Below are 18,154 nucleotides of genomic sequence, written 5' to 3'. Positions count from 1 at the left end.
CTTTACCCCTCCGGGCTACTGGGGAAAAGCGTGCGCTGTTCAATAATTTGTTGAGTCGCGCGACGAACCAGCCGCACTGACTCACCGTGCGCCTTTGCTAACGGCTGGTTTTGGAAGGCCCAGGTAACCAACTGCTGGTGGGCGATGTGCGCCTCTTGCCCTAACGGCCAATGGCTAGCCTCTCTGGCCAGCGCCTGAAGCGCCGTCCTTGCCAAGGCAGGGTCGCGGTGCGCATACGCCACATCGTCCACCGCCTGAAGCTCAGCGGTGCTAAGCGGCAAACGAGGCAAGGACGGCAACAGTAACGCGACGATCGGCGCGGGCAGTGTCGCTAATTCAAAGGCCAATAGCGTTATCAATGAGGCCGCAAAGGTATCACCCAGCGACGCCAGCACGGCTTGCCCTTCGCTGGTCAGCGCGCGCGCCACCATAATGGCGTACTCGCCGGTAGCCGCTTCTCGGGTGATGCCTAAACGAACAGGCGCAAACCCGAGTGCCAGCCAAAAACGTAGCAACGATGCTTCGGCACCAAAGGTAGCTCCGTAAAGCGCGATACCCTGCTGATGAGCGTTAGCTATATCCTCTTCTAACAGCCGGCGTCCTAACCCTTCACGCCGCCGCTCTGGATGAGTAGCAATGCGCGCTACTCGCCGCCAGCGAGAGGTTAACGCCTCACGGCTACCACTGTGAGCCGCCAACGATTGGGCCAGCAGATGGCCTTGAGGGCGTCGCTCACCACGCGCCACTTGCTCAGCAAGTGCAGCATTAAAGCCACCCTCTTCACGGGTCACCAAAACGGCCTGGGGTTCTTGTGATGCGATGATTGTGCGAATGGCGGTACCAGGGCCATCTAACAGCTGGCGTAAGTCACTAGGCGTGGTGCGATAGTGGGACTGCACCAGCAAGCCAAACAGCTTCGCTAACAACTCACGCTGCTTGGCTAACTGGGCCTGAGTCAACAGCATAGAGGCATTCTGGCAATGAGTACTGGCGTGTGCCTCAGGTAACGGAGCGTTGAGCAGTAGCAACGCTTGGATAGTCGCTTCTAAAGGATCTCCCACTGACCAGCGAACAGGGGTATCTAACGGTAACTCTCGCCATTGAGGAGCTGTTCGATTGAGCACCTCGCGAAAGCGTAGTGCAAAACCGCGCCCTGAGCCTTCATAGCCATGCACGGTGGTTGCAAACGCGATACGTGGAAAAGCAGCAAGCCAGTGGGCTAACATTGCCGCAGGAATGGCCGCTGCCTCGTCGACGAGTAAATAGCTGCCGCTACCGCCGAGTCTTGCCTGATCAACCTGTTCGTTAAGCGCATCAGGTGCAAGAAAACACAGTGAGCTGCCGCTCGGCAGTTCAAACCGCGCTGAGCTGAGGCGTTGGCCTTCCGGACATAGCGCTACTACGCGCGCAAACAAGCTTTCCACTGAACTGAGTCGAGGTGCCGTCACCACCAGTTGCGTCACGCTTTTTTGTAGCAGGCGAGCACAAGCAATCCCCAATGCAGCGCTTTTACCCCGCCCACGATCCGCGGTAATAACCAATGGCCGGCGGCGCTTTAGTTTTACTAGCGCATTCACTGCACGAGCCTGGTCAGCCGTCAAACAGTCTGCGTCGTCAAACGGAGCCGCACGCGAGTCTCGAATAGACAGCCTGGGCAGCGTGAGGCTACCGTCTACCTCCCAGCGAACAATAGTGCTCTCACCCGTCAACTGAAACGCTAACCGCTTAAGGTAATGAGCACTCAGCGAATCCCAACGCCACGGATAATCGGCAAAGCGGGCATAATCAGGATCAGGCTGTTCGCCCCAATTTTCTGGCGTGATAATGACCAATAACCCACCAGCACTCACGGTACCTGCTAATGCGCCGAGCGCATCTGGATCTAACCCTTGGGTACCACTAGCGTCTAGGACGATTAGCTGATGCTCCGCACCTAACCGTGTACGAGCTTTACCGGCTGGTAAACACGGCGCCACTGGCGTCTCATGCTCAGCGCCCACCCACAGCGGTGCCTGCCACGTTTGTGCATCCCACAACAGCTGCGCCTGCTGGCGGGCCTTATCAGGCGGCCCATATAGCCATACTAGCGCCCTCCAACTGCGGCGCTGCAAGCGGATGGCATGATGAACCAAGGCTGATACCTGCTTAATGGCAGCGTTGGGTTTGTCAACGCGGCAGCCTGATCTCATAGCAACTCCTGAGCTTGTGTTTTGCTTACAACTTTGGTTGTAGATTCGCGTAATTTTCAACGCTCTTAGAACTAACCATAAGGTTAAGAAAGTTACTAAAAAATATACAAATAATTGTTTTTAATGAGCTAAATTTCCCAACAAAACTTCTGCTACGACGTTAAATTCCTTGAGTTACTGATATTGCGCTGCAGCGGGGGGAGTGTGCTAGCTTAGCGAGGCAGCCTAGCGCTGTTTACTTTACGTAAACGTAAGCCACACTCACTGCACTTTCCTGCTTTCAGGTAATAAACACTAATAACGCCAACCGCCAAAGTACCAGGAAACATACAATGAAAAAGATCACTAAATTCGCACTAACCAGCCTCGCCGCTGGTGTCGCTTTCGCCGCTCTCACCTCCACTGCTCAAGCGCAGGAACAGTGGACAATGACGACTACCTGGCCCGAAAACCTTGACCTGATTAAGGTTGATCAGCACTGGGCAGAGCTTGTCAACCAGCTTGCAGGTGACGAAGTACAAATTAACTTCCGTGCAGGCGGCACGCTCATGCCTGGCACTGAAGTGTTCGACGCTACCGAAACCGGCGCTATCCAAGCCTCTGGCGATTGGCCAGGCTACTGGGCCGGCTTGAATCCAGCATTCTCTCCTCTGGCCACCACTACCAGTCTGTTTAACGGCGTGGATTACTTGAACTGGATTCAACAATGGGGCGGTTTTGAGCTCTATCAAGAAATCTACGGCCAGTACAACATGGTGTATTTGCCCTACGGCATTACCAACAACGAATCTGGCTTTATGGGCCGCACACCGATTGAGAGCATCGCAGACCTTGAAGGTAAGCGTTTGCGTCTATCGGGACGCGATCAGGGCCGGGTGCTCGAAGAGCTAGGCGGCTCACAGGTCACCCTGGCTGGTGGTGAAGTGTATCAAGCGATTGAACGCGGCGTAATTGATGCCGGTGAGTTCTCGACTCCAGGCGTTGATTTTAAAGCGGGTTTTGCTGAAGTTGCTGACTACTGGGCGACACCTGGCTGGCACCAGTCGGCAAGCGTTTTCGGCGTTATGATTAACAAAGACGCTTGGGATGCCCTGTCTGAAGAAACCCAGACTAAGCTAAAAATAGCTGCTGAAGCCACCATGGCTTGGTCACTTTCCTGGTCGGAGCGTGAATCTACCGAAGCGACCCAGAAGTTTATTGATGCGGGCGTCACCATTAACCAATTCTCAGAAGAAGACTTGGCGCGCATCCAGGAAATCACCAACGATGTCATCGTACGTGGCGCGTGTGAAAACTCCGACCACGCGAAGGTCTATCACTCCATGATTACCTATCTACAAGAGTACGCTGTATGGCGTGATGTTACTGCGCCATTCAACATGAGCCGTACGATGGACAACCTGCCCTCATTGGAAGAGATCGAAGCCTGCCTATAAGACGTTTAAGTGCCGCCCCTGCGCTGCAGGGGCGGTTATTGCTTAGCTGCGGAGACCTTCCATGAACGCGATTGCCAAGGCGATCGATGCAATTAACGAGCTGCTGGGCCGCATCATTGCACCGTTAATTGCCATCATTACTCTAATAGTGCTTTACGACATTGTGTCGCGCTTCTTCTTTGGCCGCCCTAGCGACTGGGCGTTTGATGTCACCAAAATGCTGTTCGGCGCTCACTTTATGCTGATGGCCGCCTATGGGTTGCGCCACCATGCCCACGTGGAAGTCGACGTTATTAAACGCCTGCTATCACGTAAAAAGCAGGCCGTACTCGATCTGCTCGGCTACTTGATATTCTTTGTGCCCTTCATTTGGCTGTTATTGACCTACGGCTGGCGCTTTTTCGAACGTTCATTCAGTCGAGGCGAAACGACCTACGGAATGGTCTCAATCCCGGTGTATCCGGTAAAAGGCGTTATCGTAGTCGCTGCTGTGCTTATCTTGTTGCAGGCGATTGCTATCGTTCTGCGCGCCATTATGCAGCTGCGTGAGGAGACGTCCGCATGAGTGCAGAACTACTGACGCTGGTGATGTTTGGAGGCCTTTTAGTTGGCCTGTTTATGGGTCACCCGCTTGCTTTTGTATTGGGTGGCATGGCGGTCATCGGCGCTTATTTAGGGCCGGGCATTAATACCCTGGGTATCATCATTAACAACGTCTATGGCAACGCCATGGACAACTATGTACTCGTGGCGATACCACTGTTTATTCTAATGGCGCGCTTCCTTAATGACTCAGGCGTCACCGAAAAAATGTTTGATGCCATGCGCTTGCTGCTGGCGAACCTTCGCGGTGGATTAGCGCTGACCGTGGTGGTTGTCTCTGTCTTACTTGCAGCGACCACTGGCATTGTCGGCGCGTCGATTGCCGTTATGGGCATGATTGCCTTAGTGCCGATGCTTAAGTATGGCTATAACAAAGAGCTGAGTGCTGGCGTCATCATGGCTAGCGGCTGTCTGGGCATTTTGATTCCCCCCAGCATTATGCTGATTTTGATGGCTAGCTACTCGCCTGTCTCCGTAGGCGCACTCTTTGCTGGCGCGTTAGTACCCGGCCTGATACTGGGAGTGATGTATGCCCTGTACGTGCTGGTAATCTGCTGGCTCAAACCTAGCTACGGCCCTAAAGTTCCGGCAGAAGAGCGCGCTGAAGTCAGCACAAAACAGCTACTGATCATGCTGGGCAAGTATGTTGTCCCACCAATGTCGTTAATTCTCGGCGTACTAGGGGCACTGTTTACCGGTGTGGCGACAGCGACTGAGGCATCCGCCATTGGTGTTTTTATTGCTTTCCTACTGTTTTTAATCTTCGGCGACCGCAAACTATCAACCTGTTACAACACGCTGATTGAAGCTGGCAAAACCACGACGATGGTGATGTTAGTGCTCGTCGGGGCCACCGCATTCACTGGGGTATTCTCGATTGGTGGCGGGATGACCGTGATCAGTGACTTTGTACTGGCCATGCCGGGCGGCACCGTTGGTGCTCTGCTATTAATGCTGTTCCTGGTATTCATTCTCGGCATGTTCCTTGATTGGACTGGCATTGTGTTGCTTAGCTTCCCTATCATGCTGCCAATCATTTCGCAGATGGGCGTGGATGTACTGTGGTTCGTCGTCATGGTGGCGGTGGTGTTACAAACCTCCTTCTTAACGCCGCCCTTTGGTTATGCGCTGTTCTATTTGAAAGGGGTGGCTCCACCTGGGGTCGAAATCGTCGACTTATATAAAGCCGTCGTGCCATTTGTGGCCATCATCCTTTTCGCCTGCATACTAATGGCTATTTTCCCTAGTTTGATTACGGGACTACCTAGTGTGCTGGTGGGCTACCAGTGATACCAAGCTACTGATGCCAAACGCACAACGTCCCCCCGCCTTGCGGGGGGATTTTTTTGATAGCCACAATGTTGGCTGCAGCCGCCTAACGCAAGTGATACTATTTGCAGCCGCTATTTTTTCGCATTGACGAGCCAAGCTGCCCCTCATCCAAGGAGACAACGACGTGTCTACGCCAGCTCGCCGCTCACCATCGGCCCTGCTTTCAGGTTTTGCGTCACGCATTTCACTATCGCTCAACCCTTGGTCAATCGCGCTTTTTTTGATCGCCCTTGTTGTCGCACTGCCTATTATTGTGGTTCTAAGCCATATTTTTGTGCCGACAGAGGGCGTTTGGCAGCACCTTGCAAGCACCGTATTACCACGCTACCTCTCTAATACGTTCTGGCTGGTGCTATGGGTTGGCATTGGCACTCTTATTACAGGCGCCGGGACTGCGTGGCTGGTGGTGATGTGCCGCTTTCCAGGCAAGCGCATATTTGAATGGGCGCTGCTGTTACCCCTGGCGGTACCAACGTATGTCATTGCCTACGCCTATACAGACTTTTTCCAAGTAGCAGGACCGCTACAAAGCATGTTGCGTGAATGGTTTGACTGGCGAGTGGGCGATTACTATTTCCCCAATGTGCGCTCACTAGGCGGCGCGGCAATCCTGATTACCTTTGTGCTTTACCCGTATGTGTATCTGTTAGCTAGGGCTTCTTTTCTTGAGCAGTCGGTATGTGTATTAGATGTAGGCCGTACCCTGGGGCGTGGCCCCTGGCGCTTGTTTGCCAGCGTGGCGTTGCCCCTCGCCCGCCCGGCATTAGTCGGCGGCGTTTCACTGGTATTGATGGAGACACTTAACGAATTTGGCGCGGTGCAGTTTTTTGGAGTAGATACCTTCACTACGGGGATCTATCGCACATGGTTTGGCTTAGGTGAACCCGTCGCTGCCGCTCAGCTAGCCGCTTGCTTGCTGACCTTCGTCATTGTATTGGTTCTTCTAGAGCGCTATTCGCGGGGTAAACGGCGCTACTTCCATACCACTAACCGCTATCAGCAACTACCGGAATATCAGCTGCGTGGCTGGCATGCAATGGGGGCTACCCTGGCGTGTTTGCTGCCTATTGTTATCGGCTTTTTGTTGCCCAGCGGCATTTTGCTCAATATGGCCATTAAAACGGGCGATAGCTTGTTCGGCACACGATTTATTGGCTTTGCTATGAATAGCCTGAGCCTCGCGACCGTTGCTGCATTGATTGCGGTAGGCTTAGCCGTACTTCTGAGCTACGGGGTTAGGCTCAACAATTCACCAAGCGCACGATTTTTCACCCGCATCGCCGCAATGGGCTATGCCATTCCTGGCTCGGTGGTTGCCGTAGGCATCCTGATTCCGTTTGCTTGGCTGGATAACTCGCTAAACATGTGGCTTCACGAACACTACGGAAAAATCATTGGTCTAGTGTTTAGCGGCTCAGCATTTATTTTGATTTACGCTTATGTCGTACGCTTTTTGGCCGTCTCGTTTAACGCGGTAGAAGCGAGCCTTGGCAAAGTAACCCCCAGCATGGATGCCGCATCCCGCACCTTGGGCCAAACCGCTGGCGGTACACTGCGCCATATTCATACGCCGCTGATGCGCAGCAGTCTCCTAGCAGCCGGGATTCTGGTATTTGTCGATGTGATGAAAGAATTGCCTGCCACGATTATCCTGCGCCCCTTCAACTTTGACACGCTGGCAGTACGCGCTCACAGCCTCGCCTCAGATGAACGCTTAGCTGAAGCGTCAACAGCCTCTCTGACCATTGTGGTAGTGGGCATCTTACCGGTGATTTTACTCAGCTTGGCAATGCGCCGGGCGCGCCCTGGGAGCCAGGCTGAGTAGTGGAAGCAAGCGCTGAACAGCAAAAATTTAACGCGGAAAGATAAATACCTGGGAGTGATCCAAGTCGATATCAATCGGCTGGCCCTCCTGGGGTAAAAACACGCCTGGCACACGGGCGTGAAGGTGGGCTTCCTGACCATCTTCTCCATGCGCACATAAGTGAATAAGGCTGGAACGCCCTAGCAGCTTAGCCATGACCACATGGCTGTGGCTATGCGACTCGACGGGCAAGTCACGCTCTTTGATACGCAGTGCTTCGGGGCGAATCATCACCTGAACGCTACTGCCTTCTGGCAACCAGCTGGCATCTACCGGCCCAACGGGCGTAGCGACAAAGCCCCCTCTAACAATGCCGCTTAACTCATTCACCTCGCCAAAAAACGTCACCACAAAGGGAGCCACTGGCGCACAATAAAGCTCACGGGGAGTGCCAGTCTGCACAATTTCGCCATCCCGCATTAGTGCGATGCGGTCTGCCATAAACATGGCTTCTTCAGGGTCGTGGGTCACTAGCAGGGTCGCAGAGCCGAGTTTTTTCAACACGTGCAGCGTATCGTCTCGGATGCGATCACGTAGCCGCGCATCCAGACTAGAAAAGGGTTCATCCAGCAACATTAATTTAGGCGTGGGTGCCAGCGCTCGCGCCAGCGCAACGCGCTGCTGCTGCCCACCTGACAACATATGCGGATAGCTCTCGGCGTAGTCGGCCATGCCGAGTTGAGCGAGCAGTTCCAGCGCACGCTCCCGGCGCTGGCTAGAGGGCAAATTTTTCAGACCGAAGGTAACATTTTCCAGCACGCTAAGGTGTGGGAACAAGGCTGAGTCTTGGAAAGCGAGACCAACATTGCGCTTTTCCGGTGGCACATGACGCTTACCGGGTGCCGCAATGGATAGACCATCAAGACTAACCGAGCCTTCCTGCACGACCTCTAAGCCCGCAGCAATCCGAAGCAGTGTGGTTTTGCCGCAACCAGAAGGGCCTAGTAAACACACAACCTCGCCTGGAGCGATATCAAGATCAATGCCTTTCACCACTTTATTAGCCGCAAACGTGTGCTGAATACCACGAAGCGACAGTGCTGATGCAGGCGCCGACACATCGGAAAGTGACACAGTGGCCGTCATTATTTCACCATTGTCTCGTCCACCCGCGACATGATAAACGCATGCCGCTGCGAACACGGTTGAAAGTTATTTGCATTCTATTTTCTATTGAGTAGAGATGCACGTTTCTTGCTAAACAGCAGATGCGTTTCATTAGCATTTAACTTGACGCCAACCATGAGAAGCGTTTCAATACGCCACGTCGCTAATGCAACTTATTATCATAAACATTCAGGGTATTTGTTATGAAAAAAGCACGTCTTACGGCTACCGTAGCTGCCATCATGGCAGGTTCTGCTTTTGCAGGTAGCGCGCTCGCTAACGAGGTCAACATTTACTCCGCCCGCCATTACGACTCTGATGAGATTCTCTACAAAGCGTTCACTGAAGAGACCGGCATCGAAGTTAATGTCCTGGAAGGCGACTCCGACCAGTTGATGGAGCGCATGCAGCGTGAAGGCATTGCTAGCCCTGCTGACGTAATGCTTACCGTTGACGCAGGCCGCCTATGGCGCGCCGAGCAGGACGGCCTTTTTCAAAGCGTAGACTCTGACGTGCTTAACGAGCGCCTGCCAGAATCAATGCGCCACCCTGAAGGTTTGTGGTTTGGCTTTAGCCAGCGCGCACGGGTTATTTTCTACAACCGTGAGAACTTTGACCCCAGCCAAATCACTTCCTATGAAGACTTGGCCGATCCGCAGTTTGAAGGCCAAGTATGCATTCGCTCTTCCAACAACATTTATAACCAGTCGCTGCTAGCGTCAATGATTGAGCATCATGGCGAAGAAGGTGCGGAAGAGTGGGCCCAAGGCGTTGTGAATAATATGGCGCGCGACCCAGAAGGCGGCGATACCGATCAGATTCTTGGCGTTGCGAGCGGTGAGTGTGACTTAGCAGTTGCAAACCACTATTACTATGTTCGCATGCTGCATTCCGATGAAGATGCCGACCGCGAAGCCGCGCGCAAAGTGGGGGTGATTTTCCCCAACCAGGATGACCGTGGCACCCACATTAACGTTGGCGGCGCTGGCTTAGTGGCTAACGCGCAAAACCCAGAAAACGGCATTCGTTTCCTGGAGTTCTTAGCCTCTGACGAAGCTCAGGAAGTACTGGCTGACCGTAACTACGAGTTCCCCGTCGTGGAAGGCATCAAGAAAAACCCGGTGCTGGAATCTTGGGGTGATTTCGCCAAAGACGATATCAACATCAGCATCCTGGGTGAAAATAACCCAGAAGCGATTCGTATTTTCGACCGCGTAAGCTGGCGTTAAGCTCTGCGGCTCTTAGGACTCAGGAGCCACAAGCCTAACTAAAAAAACACCTGCAGCTCAGCTGCAGGTGTTTTTTATTGGGGTGCCGGTAACGACCCCGTAACGCCGTTTAAGCCTTACTTAGCCTAGAGGGCTTAGCCTAGCGGGCTTCATGCTAGTGGTTACTAGTGAGCTTCATCCCAGTTGGCGCCGCTTTCGGCTTCAACAATCAGCGGCACGCTAAGCGTGGCAGCGGCTTGCATACGCGCCTGAACTTGCTCAATAAACGCCTCAACCTGCTTATCGGCCACCTCAAACACTAGCTCATCGTGCACCTGCATAACCATGAGGGCGTCAAAATCGCCTTCAGCAAGCCAAGCATCGACATCAATCATCGCTTGCTTGATGATATCTGCCGCCGTTCCCTGCATAGGCGCGTTAATGGCAGTGCGTTCAGCACCCTGACGGCGATTGCGGTTTTGCGAGTGGATCTCTGGCAGGTACAGCCGCCGCCCTAGCACGGTTTCCACAAAGCCATCTTCTGCGGCCTGGGTGCGAATACGATCCATATAGCGAGCAACGCCAGGATAACGGTCAAAATAGCGGTCGATGTAGGTTTGCGCCTGATTGCGATCAATATGCAACTGGCGCGATAGGCCCCAAGCGCTCATGCCGTAAATTAGGCCAAAGTTGATCGCTTTAGCGCTGCGCCGCTGGTCGGCAGAGACCTTTTCAAGCGCAGTACCAAATACTTCGGCAGCGGTCGCTGTATGGATATCGCGCCCTTCCGCAAACGCCTCTAAAAGCCCTTTATCTTCTGAGAGGTGCGCCATAATACGCAGCTCAATTTGCGAGTAGTCTGCCGCCACAATGCGGTAGCCTGGGCGGGCAATAAATGCCTGACGAATTTTGCGTCCCTCTTCGGTACGAATAGGGATGTTCTGTAAATTCGGGTCCGACGACGAGAGACGCCCTGTCGCCGTCACCGCTTGGTGATAGCTGGTATGCACTCGGCCAGTGGTTTTATTGAGCAGGCGCGGTAGCTTATCGGTATAGGTGGACTTAAGTTTCGCCAGCCCCCGGTGCTGCATAATCACCTTGGGCAAGGGGTAATCCAGCGCCAACTCCTCTAGCACCGCCTCTGCAGTCGAAGGTGCGCCTTTGGGAGTTTTCTTGATCACCGGAATTTTCTGCTCTTCGAACAGAATCTGCCCCAGCTGTTTGGGCGAACCGAGATTAAACTCACGACCGGCTAACTCGAAGGCTTCGCTTTCAAGCTCACGAATACGGCGCTCTAGCTGCTGGCTTTGCTCGTGTAGACGTTCGGCATCCAGTGCGACGCCATTGCGTTCAATCCGCGACAAGACGTTAATCAGCGGCAGCTCAAGATGATCCAGCACGTCCGCTAAACGCCCTTCCCGTTCCACCTGAGGACGCAGTATTTCTTGCAGCCGCAGCGTGATATCGACATCTTCACAGGCATAAGGAACCGCTTGCTCTAAGGCGATCTGGTTAAAGGTGAGCTGCTTGGCCCCCTTTCCAGCGATCTCTTCGAAAGAGATGGTTTTTTCGCCCAAATACTTTAGCGCCAGCGAATCCATATCATGACGCGTGGCGGTGGAATTCAACACGTACGAGGCTAGCATAGTGTCGGCAAGCGGCCCCACCACGCGAATATCATAGTTTGCCAGCACGGAAATATCGTACTTAAGGTTCTGACCAATTTTGGTTTTTTCAGGATCTTCCAGCAGCGGCTTTAATGCCTGCAGAACCTGTTGACGATCAAGCTGTGCGGGCGCATCCAGGTAGTCATGGGCCAGTGGAATATAGGCAGCTTCACCGGCCTCCAGTGCCAAGCCAACGCCGACAATATCGGCGTCCATATAATTCAGGCTGGTCGTTTCTAAGTCGAAGCAAAAGCGCTCGGCTTTTTTCAGTCGCGCTAGCCACGCATCAAACTCAGCTTGCTCAACGATGACATGGTCGTTTCGCTGGCTGGAAGCCGCGGCGCTATCAGTCACGTCATTAGCAGCGTTATCAGGTGCAGGCTCGCCCTTCTTTACGTCATCGACGCCCTCGTCGGTACCTGCCAGAAGCTCAGCCAACCACTGCTTGAACTCCATTTCTTTATAGAGTTCTACCAGCGCCTCGCGGTCGGGATGCGCAATATCCAAGTCATCCAGCCCCACGGGCAGCTCGCAGTCGGTCTTAATGGTTGCTAGCTGATAAGAGAGAAAGGCCTGTTCACGGTGCTCTTCCAGCTTCTTGGGTAACGTTTTCGCACCACGGAAGCTGAGTGTCTTGACGCGCTCAAGATCGCCGTAAATTGTCTCTAAACCACCTTCCATACCTTGCAACAGGCCAATGGCCGTCTTTTCACCCACCCCCGGCACGCCGGGAATGTTATCAACCTTGTCCCCCATCAATGCCAAAAAATCAATGATCAGCGAGGGTGGTAGACCAAATTTCTCTTTGACGCCTGTTTCATCGAGGGTTTCTTCTTTCATGGTGTTGACCAATGTGATGTGGTCATTCACCAACTGCGCCATATCTTTATCGCCAGTCGAGATCACCGCATCACGGCCAGCCTGGGTGGCATGATGAGCCAGGGTACCAATCACATCGTCGGCTTCGACGCCTTCAATGCACAGCAGCGGTAAGCCTAGCGCTTTTACACAAGCGTGCAGCGGCTTAATTTGGCTGCGCAGGTCGTCCGGCATGGGCGGTCGATGAGCTTTGTAGTCGCTGTACATCTCATCGCGAAAGGTTTTTCCTGGTGCATCAAACACCACCGCCATTGGGCTTTCCGGGTAGTCTTTGATCAACCGCTTGAGCATATTTAATACGCCTTTCACGGCCCCCGTAGGCTGGCCGTTGGAGGTCGTTAACGGTGGCAGCGCGTGAAAAGCGCGATATAGGTACGATGAGCCATCGACAAGCACGATTGGGGCACGGGCCATAACCAATTCCATTGTTAGCAACACAGTAAGAAGTCTATTAGCTATGATACGCGTTCACGGCAATGGCTGCAGAAACAACCGCTACGAATAACGCATTTCAAACTCACACAACGCTGCCAACTGACCCTGCAAGCCGCTACAATAATGGGCTTAGCAACCTGGGCGAGATTCTCATGGCTGTATTTACCCCGCTGAGCGACGTTCAGGTCGCCGCGTTTTTGGAAAAGTTTGATGTCGGCAGCTTCGTTTCGCTACAAGGCGTTGCCGGTGGCACAGAAAACTCGACGTTTTTTGTGACCACCGATCGTCGTGAGCTGGTGTTAACCCTGTTTGAACAGGGCGAACATGAAGAGCTGCCGTTTTTTGTCGAGTTGTTGGATTATCTGGATGAGCACCGTTTGCCGGTGCCCGGTACTATTCACGACCGCGAAGGGATTGCGCTACACAGTTTGGCAGGTAAGCCTGCTTTACTGTTTCCACGCCTACCAGGCAAGCATCCTAGCGCCCCCAACCTTGCCCAATGCCAAGCGCTGGGCAATACGTTGGGGCACTTGCATGTTGTCTCCCAGCGTTTTCCTGGCCATCGGCCAAACCCGCGCGACCTTCACTGGCTGCGAGCAGTGCATCACAAGGTGCTGACGTATATCAGCCCTGACGACCAAACGCTGATGAAAAATGAAGTCGATGACTTCGAAGGTGCCTTTAGCCAGCACGGCGAGCTACCGCAAGGAGCGCTTCACGGCGACTTATTCCGTGATAACACACTGTTTGAGGGCGACCAACTAGGCGGTATTATCGATTTTTATAACGGTTGCACCGGCGATTTGCTATTTGATCTCGCCATCGTCATTAACGACTGGGCAACCAATGAGGATGGCTCGCTGAATGCTGAGCGTTATGAAGCCATTCTGAGCGCTTACCAAGCACGTCGCCCTCTCACCGCTGATGAGCGTGAACTATGGCCAGCCATGTTGCGCATGACAGCGTTGCGATATTGGCTATCGCGCCTGCTGGTCGTCTATGTTGACCCACCAGCCCATGACCTAACGCCTCATGACCCTGAGCGTTTCCGAACCATTTTAAAAGCGCGCATTGCATTTGGCGCACTACCGCTCCCAGAGGTTTCTTGATGATCGAATCGGTGACCACCAGCGCCCAGGCCTTACGTGCCCGACGCACATGGAATATTGACCAATGGGGCAGTGGCTACTTTGATGTGGACGACCACGGGCAAGCCTTGGTTCGTCCGCTAGGTAGCGACGCAGAAGGCCCAGCATTGCCGCTTAGCGGGCTTGTGCGTCAGTTGCAGACTGCGGGTCTGCGGTTGCCGGTACTGGTAAGGTTTAGCGACATTCTGCACGACCGCGTAGAACAGCTGTGCGGTGCGTTTGATGTCGCGATGCAGGACATCGACTATCAGGGCGGCTACACAGCCGTTTATCCGATCAAAGTGAATCAGCAGCGCCGCGTGGTGGAAGAGATCCTCGCCACCTCCGAGCGGGGCAATGGTCGCGTAGGCTTAGAAGCAGGCAGTAAACCGGAGCTGCTGGCAGTGCTGGCGCTGTCGGATGGCGGCTCCTCGCTGATCGTCTGCAATGGTTATAAAGACCGCGAGTACGTTCGCCTAGCGCTGCTGGGTGAAAAGCTGGGGCATCGCGTTTACCTGGTCGTTGAGAAGCTGTCTGAGCTGGAACTTATATTAGAAGAGGCGCGTGAGTTGGAAGTCACCCCGCGTATTGGTTTGCGGGCACGGCTTGCCTCAGTGGGTAAGGGTAAATGGCAAAACACCGGCGGCGAGAAGTCAAAGTTTGGTCTGACTGCCAGCCAAATTCTTGACGTAGTCGCGACCTTGCGCGCTCAAAATGCGTTAGAGAGCCTACAGTTAGTGCACTTTCATCTCGGCTCGCAAATTGCCAATATTCGCGACATTCAGCGCGGTCTGCGGGAATGCGCCCGTTTTTACCAAAACCTGGTGAGCCTAGGGGCACCGATTGATACCGTCGATGTGGGTGGCGGTCTAGGAATCGACTACGAAGGTACTCGCTCACGTAGCTACTGCTCAGCCAACTACTCCATGCAGGAGTATGCACGTAACGTCGTTAGCGCCTTTGCGCAGCTGTGTCAGGAGGCTGACCTTCCCCAGCCTCATCTGATCAGTGAGTCAGGCCGTGCGCTAACGGCTCATCATGCCGTGTTGATCACCAACGTGATTGGCGAAGAGCGCGTTAATGATTCGCCTCCAGAGCGCTCTTCTCAGGAAGACCTCCAGGTGGAAGCCCTGTGGCGGGTTTTTGAGCAGTTAGCCGAAAGCCAGGAGCCCCGTGTCTTGGTGGAAGCTTGGCATGACCTTCTGCAAGCGGTTAGTGAGCTGCAAGACCGTTTCGTAATGGGCTTAAGTGATATCAATGCCCGTGCCGAAGGTGAACGGCTTTATATGGCAGCCTGTGCTCGCCTACGCGGCCAGCTTGATACCCGTAATCGCGCGCACCGGGAAATTATGGACGAACTGGCTGAAAAGCTAGCCGATAAGCTGTTCGTCAATTTCTCATTATTCCAGTCGGTGCCTGACGTCTGGGGGATCGAACAGATATTCCCTGTTCTGCCATTGAGCGGGCTAGACCAGCCCCCCACTCGTCGCGCAGTCATTCAGGATATTACCTGCGATTCAGATGGCCGCATTGATAGCTACGTGGATGGCCAAGGCGTGGAGAGCACACTACCGTTGCCCGAGTGGGCAAGCGATGACGAGCGTTGGCTAGGCTTCTTCCTGGTAGGTGCCTATCAGGAAATTCTTGGCGACTTGCACAACCTTTTCGGCGATACCGACTCAGTCGATGCCGCACTGGGTAAAGATGGCGAGTGGGTTCTGTCTAACCTACAGGCAGGCGATACGGTGGCCGATGTTTTAGCCTACGTGAATTTTGATGCTCGAGTGCTTAAGCAAAAGCTCACCGAGCAACTGATCACTAGCGGCTTCTCAACCCAAGAGCAGGCAAAGTTTGCCGCTAGCCTGAGCGAAGGCCTGGATGGCTACACCTATTTAGAATAGTACTTATAGAACCGTACTTATAGAACCGTGCTTATAGAGCAGTGCTTTTAGAATAGGCCAACGAAAAAGCCACTGACATCGTCGGTGGCTTTTCGCATAACGGCTAACGCTTAGCTAGTGTTGGTTTTGGCATCATCGCCATCCAACTACTCTACTACGCTAGTGGTGATTTCTAACCCGCCGGTCAACGTTAAATGCAGCGAAGCCCCACGGGGCAATTCACCCACACCCGCAGGTGTTCCTGTCAAAATGACGTCACCCGGCTCTAGCGTGAAGTGACGGCTCATCTCTGCCACCAACGTCGGGATCGCGAAGATCATATCGGCACCTTCTCCGTGTTGACGCTCTTCACCATCAATCTCAAGGGTGAACACCAACGCGTTCCAATTGGGAACGCGGCTTAGCGGCAAGAACGGAGATAGTGGGCAAGCACCATCAAATGCTTTTGCTATTTCCCACGGGTGCCCCTTCTCTTTCAGCTTGGTTTGCACATCTCGCAGCGTTAAATCCATCGCCAGGCCAATGCCCACAATAGCACGCTCAGCTTCATCTTGGGTCGCGTGAGTCAGGGTCTCCCCCACCAAAAGCGCGAGCTCGACTTCGTAATGTATATCACCCCGTGAAAACGGCGGATCTAGGGGTTTAGTCAAGTCCACCACACTGGTGGCGGGCTTCATAAATAACAGAGGCTCACTGGGAACCGGATTATCCAGTTCTTTGGCATGGTCGGCATAGTTGCGGCCAACGCAGACGATTTTGCCCAACGCGTGGGGAAACTCCTGGCCATCGGTAAACTGTGGAACAAAACGCATGGCGGGTCCTCTCCTTCTCATTATGCGTGCCGCATTCGCAACGACAGGCGCAACAGTCTACCCCAGCTATGCGTATGTTCCACAACCTCTTCTATAGCATTTCATACATACCACCAGTGATACGTTAGATTATGCGTCGGGCGTCCAGCGATCATCAGGCCCATGCGCCAAAAAGCGAGGACGCTGCTTGGGAGCAGCAAACGGTGCAACACAGCGATTATCCGGACGGTTAAACACAAAGAATACGTTGCTGCGGGGGTCTGGCGACAAATTGGCATTAGACGCATGCAGCGTGTTGCAATCAAAGAGCAGCAATCCCCCTGCTTTACCTTTTGGCGCTTCAATACCATATTTTGCTACTAACTGAGTCAGCGCTTCTGGGCTGGGCACGCCAATCTCCTGTGCTTTAAGCGAGCTTTTGTGGTTATCCTCTGGTGTTTCCCCCAAACAAGGCACAAATTCCAAATGGGAGCCTGGAATCAGCATAAGCGGGCCATTAAATTCATGGTTGTCGGTCAAGATCAGTGAAGCGCTAACAGCATGCATACTCGGCATGCCGTCTTCCGCGTGCCACGTCTCGAAATCAGAGTGCCAATTAAACCCTTTACCTGCAAAACCTGGCTTATAGTTAATCCGTGACTGATGCACATATGGATTAGCACCAATGATCTGCCGGGCTGCACCTGCCAAGCGTTCGTCACTGGCCAGTTGACCTAATCGTTCAGAAAGCCTATGCACGGCAAACAACGAGCGAATATCGTGGCTTTCTGGCTCAGTAACGCTGAATTCTTGATCGCGATAAGCACTATTACTCATCAATAATGTCATTTCATGGCGAAGTGCCTCCAGCTCTTCACCTGAAATGAGGTTTGGAATAAACAAAAAACCTTTGCGTTCAAACTCATCCAGCTGCTCTGAGGATAGCGGCCCTGATAAATTTCGACCTTTAACCACCGCATCGCGACGCGGCTGAGTTAGCGAAGCTGGAGCTGCTGCTAGGCGCGTTGGGTACTCATCTTTCACCGCTGTACGTCGCGCCGACGGCATATCCAACATTTCATTATATTGCTTATAGACAGTAATCGTTTTGAGAGAATTGTTGCTGACTGTCATCTAATCCACTCCTTGTATGATTAAATTTCAGACCGATAAAACATGTAGCGGCTTCCGCTTTCACATAACACAGCCAATAGGGTAGCTAAATACTTAGCCCTTGCAACCGCCACATCTTCATTTTATAACGTGTGTTATGAAATTTCTTTAAGCACTCTCAAACAAGACCTAGCAACGACTTTAAAAAACCATTACAGAAAAATATATCCATAAATAAAATCGCTATAAAACCGACACATCTTATCATTTTCTTCAAATTTAAATGCCTGATATCAATCCGAGTTTTACGAATATTTTTTCTGCTCAAGCGCCCTTACACAGGGTAAGTGGCATAGTGAATTTGGCCACCTCATTAGAGGTACCAATATGCACCAAGACATCATTAGGTGGCACCACATCATGAAAAACTCACACTCTTACATCAGGGCACTCTTATTATACTAAGTGAATCCGCATAAGTTATGGTGTATAAAGCGAGGCT

The 18,154-nt window shown here is 53.0% G+C and carries 12 protein-coding genes; 7 read left to right on the top strand and 5 right to left on the bottom strand.

Going from position 1 to position 18,154, the window contains the following annotated elements:
* Positions 1-2: 2 nt before the first annotated feature.
* On the bottom strand, positions 3-2,189 hold the full coding sequence (locus INT19_RS18970) for a GNAT family N-acetyltransferase (RefSeq protein ID WP_193061875.1): 2,187 nt from the start codon (positions 2,187-2,189) through the stop codon (positions 3-5).
* A gap of 332 nt (positions 2,190-2,521) precedes the next feature.
* Here INT19_RS18970 and dctP point away from each other — a divergent pair, with 332 nt between their 5' ends.
* From dctP to INT19_RS18950, 4 genes are all read left to right on the top strand, one after another.
* Positions 2,522-3,625, top strand: a complete 1,104-nt coding sequence (gene dctP / locus INT19_RS18965) for a TRAP transporter substrate-binding protein DctP (protein WP_193061874.1) — start codon at positions 2,522-2,524, stop codon at positions 3,623-3,625.
* 61 nt (positions 3,626-3,686) lie between these two features.
* A complete protein-coding gene (locus INT19_RS18960) occupies positions 3,687-4,190 on the top strand; it encodes a TRAP transporter small permease subunit (protein WP_038478240.1) in 504 nt (167 codons plus the stop codon).
* On the top strand, positions 4,187-5,518 hold the full coding sequence (locus tag INT19_RS18955) for a TRAP transporter large permease (RefSeq protein WP_038478243.1): 1,332 nt from the start codon (positions 4,187-4,189) through the stop codon (positions 5,516-5,518). The genes INT19_RS18960 and INT19_RS18955 overlap by 4 nt, the downstream gene beginning before the upstream one ends.
* 166 nt (positions 5,519-5,684) lie before the next feature.
* Entirely contained in the window at positions 5,685-7,385 is a 1,701-nt protein-coding gene (locus tag INT19_RS18950) for an ABC transporter permease (RefSeq protein ID WP_193061873.1), read from the top strand.
* 27 nt (positions 7,386-7,412) lie between these two features.
* On the opposite strand, the gene INT19_RS18945 is transcribed toward INT19_RS18950, so the two are convergent.
* Positions 7,413-8,510, bottom strand: coding sequence for an ABC transporter ATP-binding protein (locus INT19_RS18945; RefSeq protein WP_193061872.1), 1,098 nt, complete (start codon positions 8,508-8,510; stop codon positions 7,413-7,415).
* A gap of 224 nt (positions 8,511-8,734) precedes the next feature.
* On the opposite strand from INT19_RS18945, the gene INT19_RS18940 reads away from it, so the two are divergent.
* Entirely contained in the window at positions 8,735-9,760 is a 1,026-nt protein-coding gene (locus INT19_RS18940) for a Fe(3+) ABC transporter substrate-binding protein (protein ID WP_089039833.1), read from the top strand.
* A gap of 164 nt (positions 9,761-9,924) precedes the next feature.
* On the opposite strand, the gene polA is transcribed toward INT19_RS18940, so the two are convergent.
* Positions 9,925-12,699 carry a DNA polymerase I gene (gene polA / locus INT19_RS18935; RefSeq protein WP_193061871.1) on the bottom strand — a complete coding sequence of 925 codons (2,775 nt, stop codon included), beginning with the start codon at positions 12,697-12,699 and terminating at the stop codon, positions 9,925-9,927.
* A 173-nt stretch (positions 12,700-12,872) separates the two neighbouring features.
* Here polA and INT19_RS18930 point away from each other — a divergent pair, with 173 nt between their 5' ends.
* A complete protein-coding gene (locus INT19_RS18930) occupies positions 12,873-13,829 on the top strand; it encodes a homoserine kinase (RefSeq protein WP_089040948.1) in 957 nt (318 codons plus the stop codon).
* A complete protein-coding gene (gene speA, locus INT19_RS18925) occupies positions 13,829-15,748 on the top strand; it encodes a biosynthetic arginine decarboxylase (protein WP_089039835.1) in 1,920 nt (639 codons plus the stop codon). The genes INT19_RS18930 and speA overlap by 1 nt, the downstream gene beginning before the upstream one ends.
* A gap of 146 nt (positions 15,749-15,894) precedes the next feature.
* On the opposite strand, the gene INT19_RS18920 is transcribed toward speA, so the two are convergent.
* Both INT19_RS18920 and thpD read right to left on the bottom strand, forming a co-directional pair.
* Positions 15,895-16,560, bottom strand: coding sequence for a fumarylacetoacetate hydrolase family protein (locus tag INT19_RS18920; protein ID WP_193061870.1), 666 nt, complete (start codon positions 16,558-16,560; stop codon positions 15,895-15,897).
* Between the two features lie 129 nt (positions 16,561-16,689).
* Entirely contained in the window at positions 16,690-17,673 is a 984-nt protein-coding gene (thpD, locus tag INT19_RS18915; protein ID WP_193061869.1) for an ectoine hydroxylase, read from the bottom strand.
* Between the last annotated feature and the right edge of the window lie 481 nt (positions 17,674-18,154).

It is taken from the genome of Halomonas sp. 3A7M (genome assembly GCF_014897875.1).
Taxonomy (GTDB): domain Bacteria; phylum Pseudomonadota; class Gammaproteobacteria; order Pseudomonadales; family Halomonadaceae; genus Vreelandella.
Note: the sequence above shows the minus strand (reverse complement) of the source record. Positions and strands in the feature narration are given on the sequence as shown.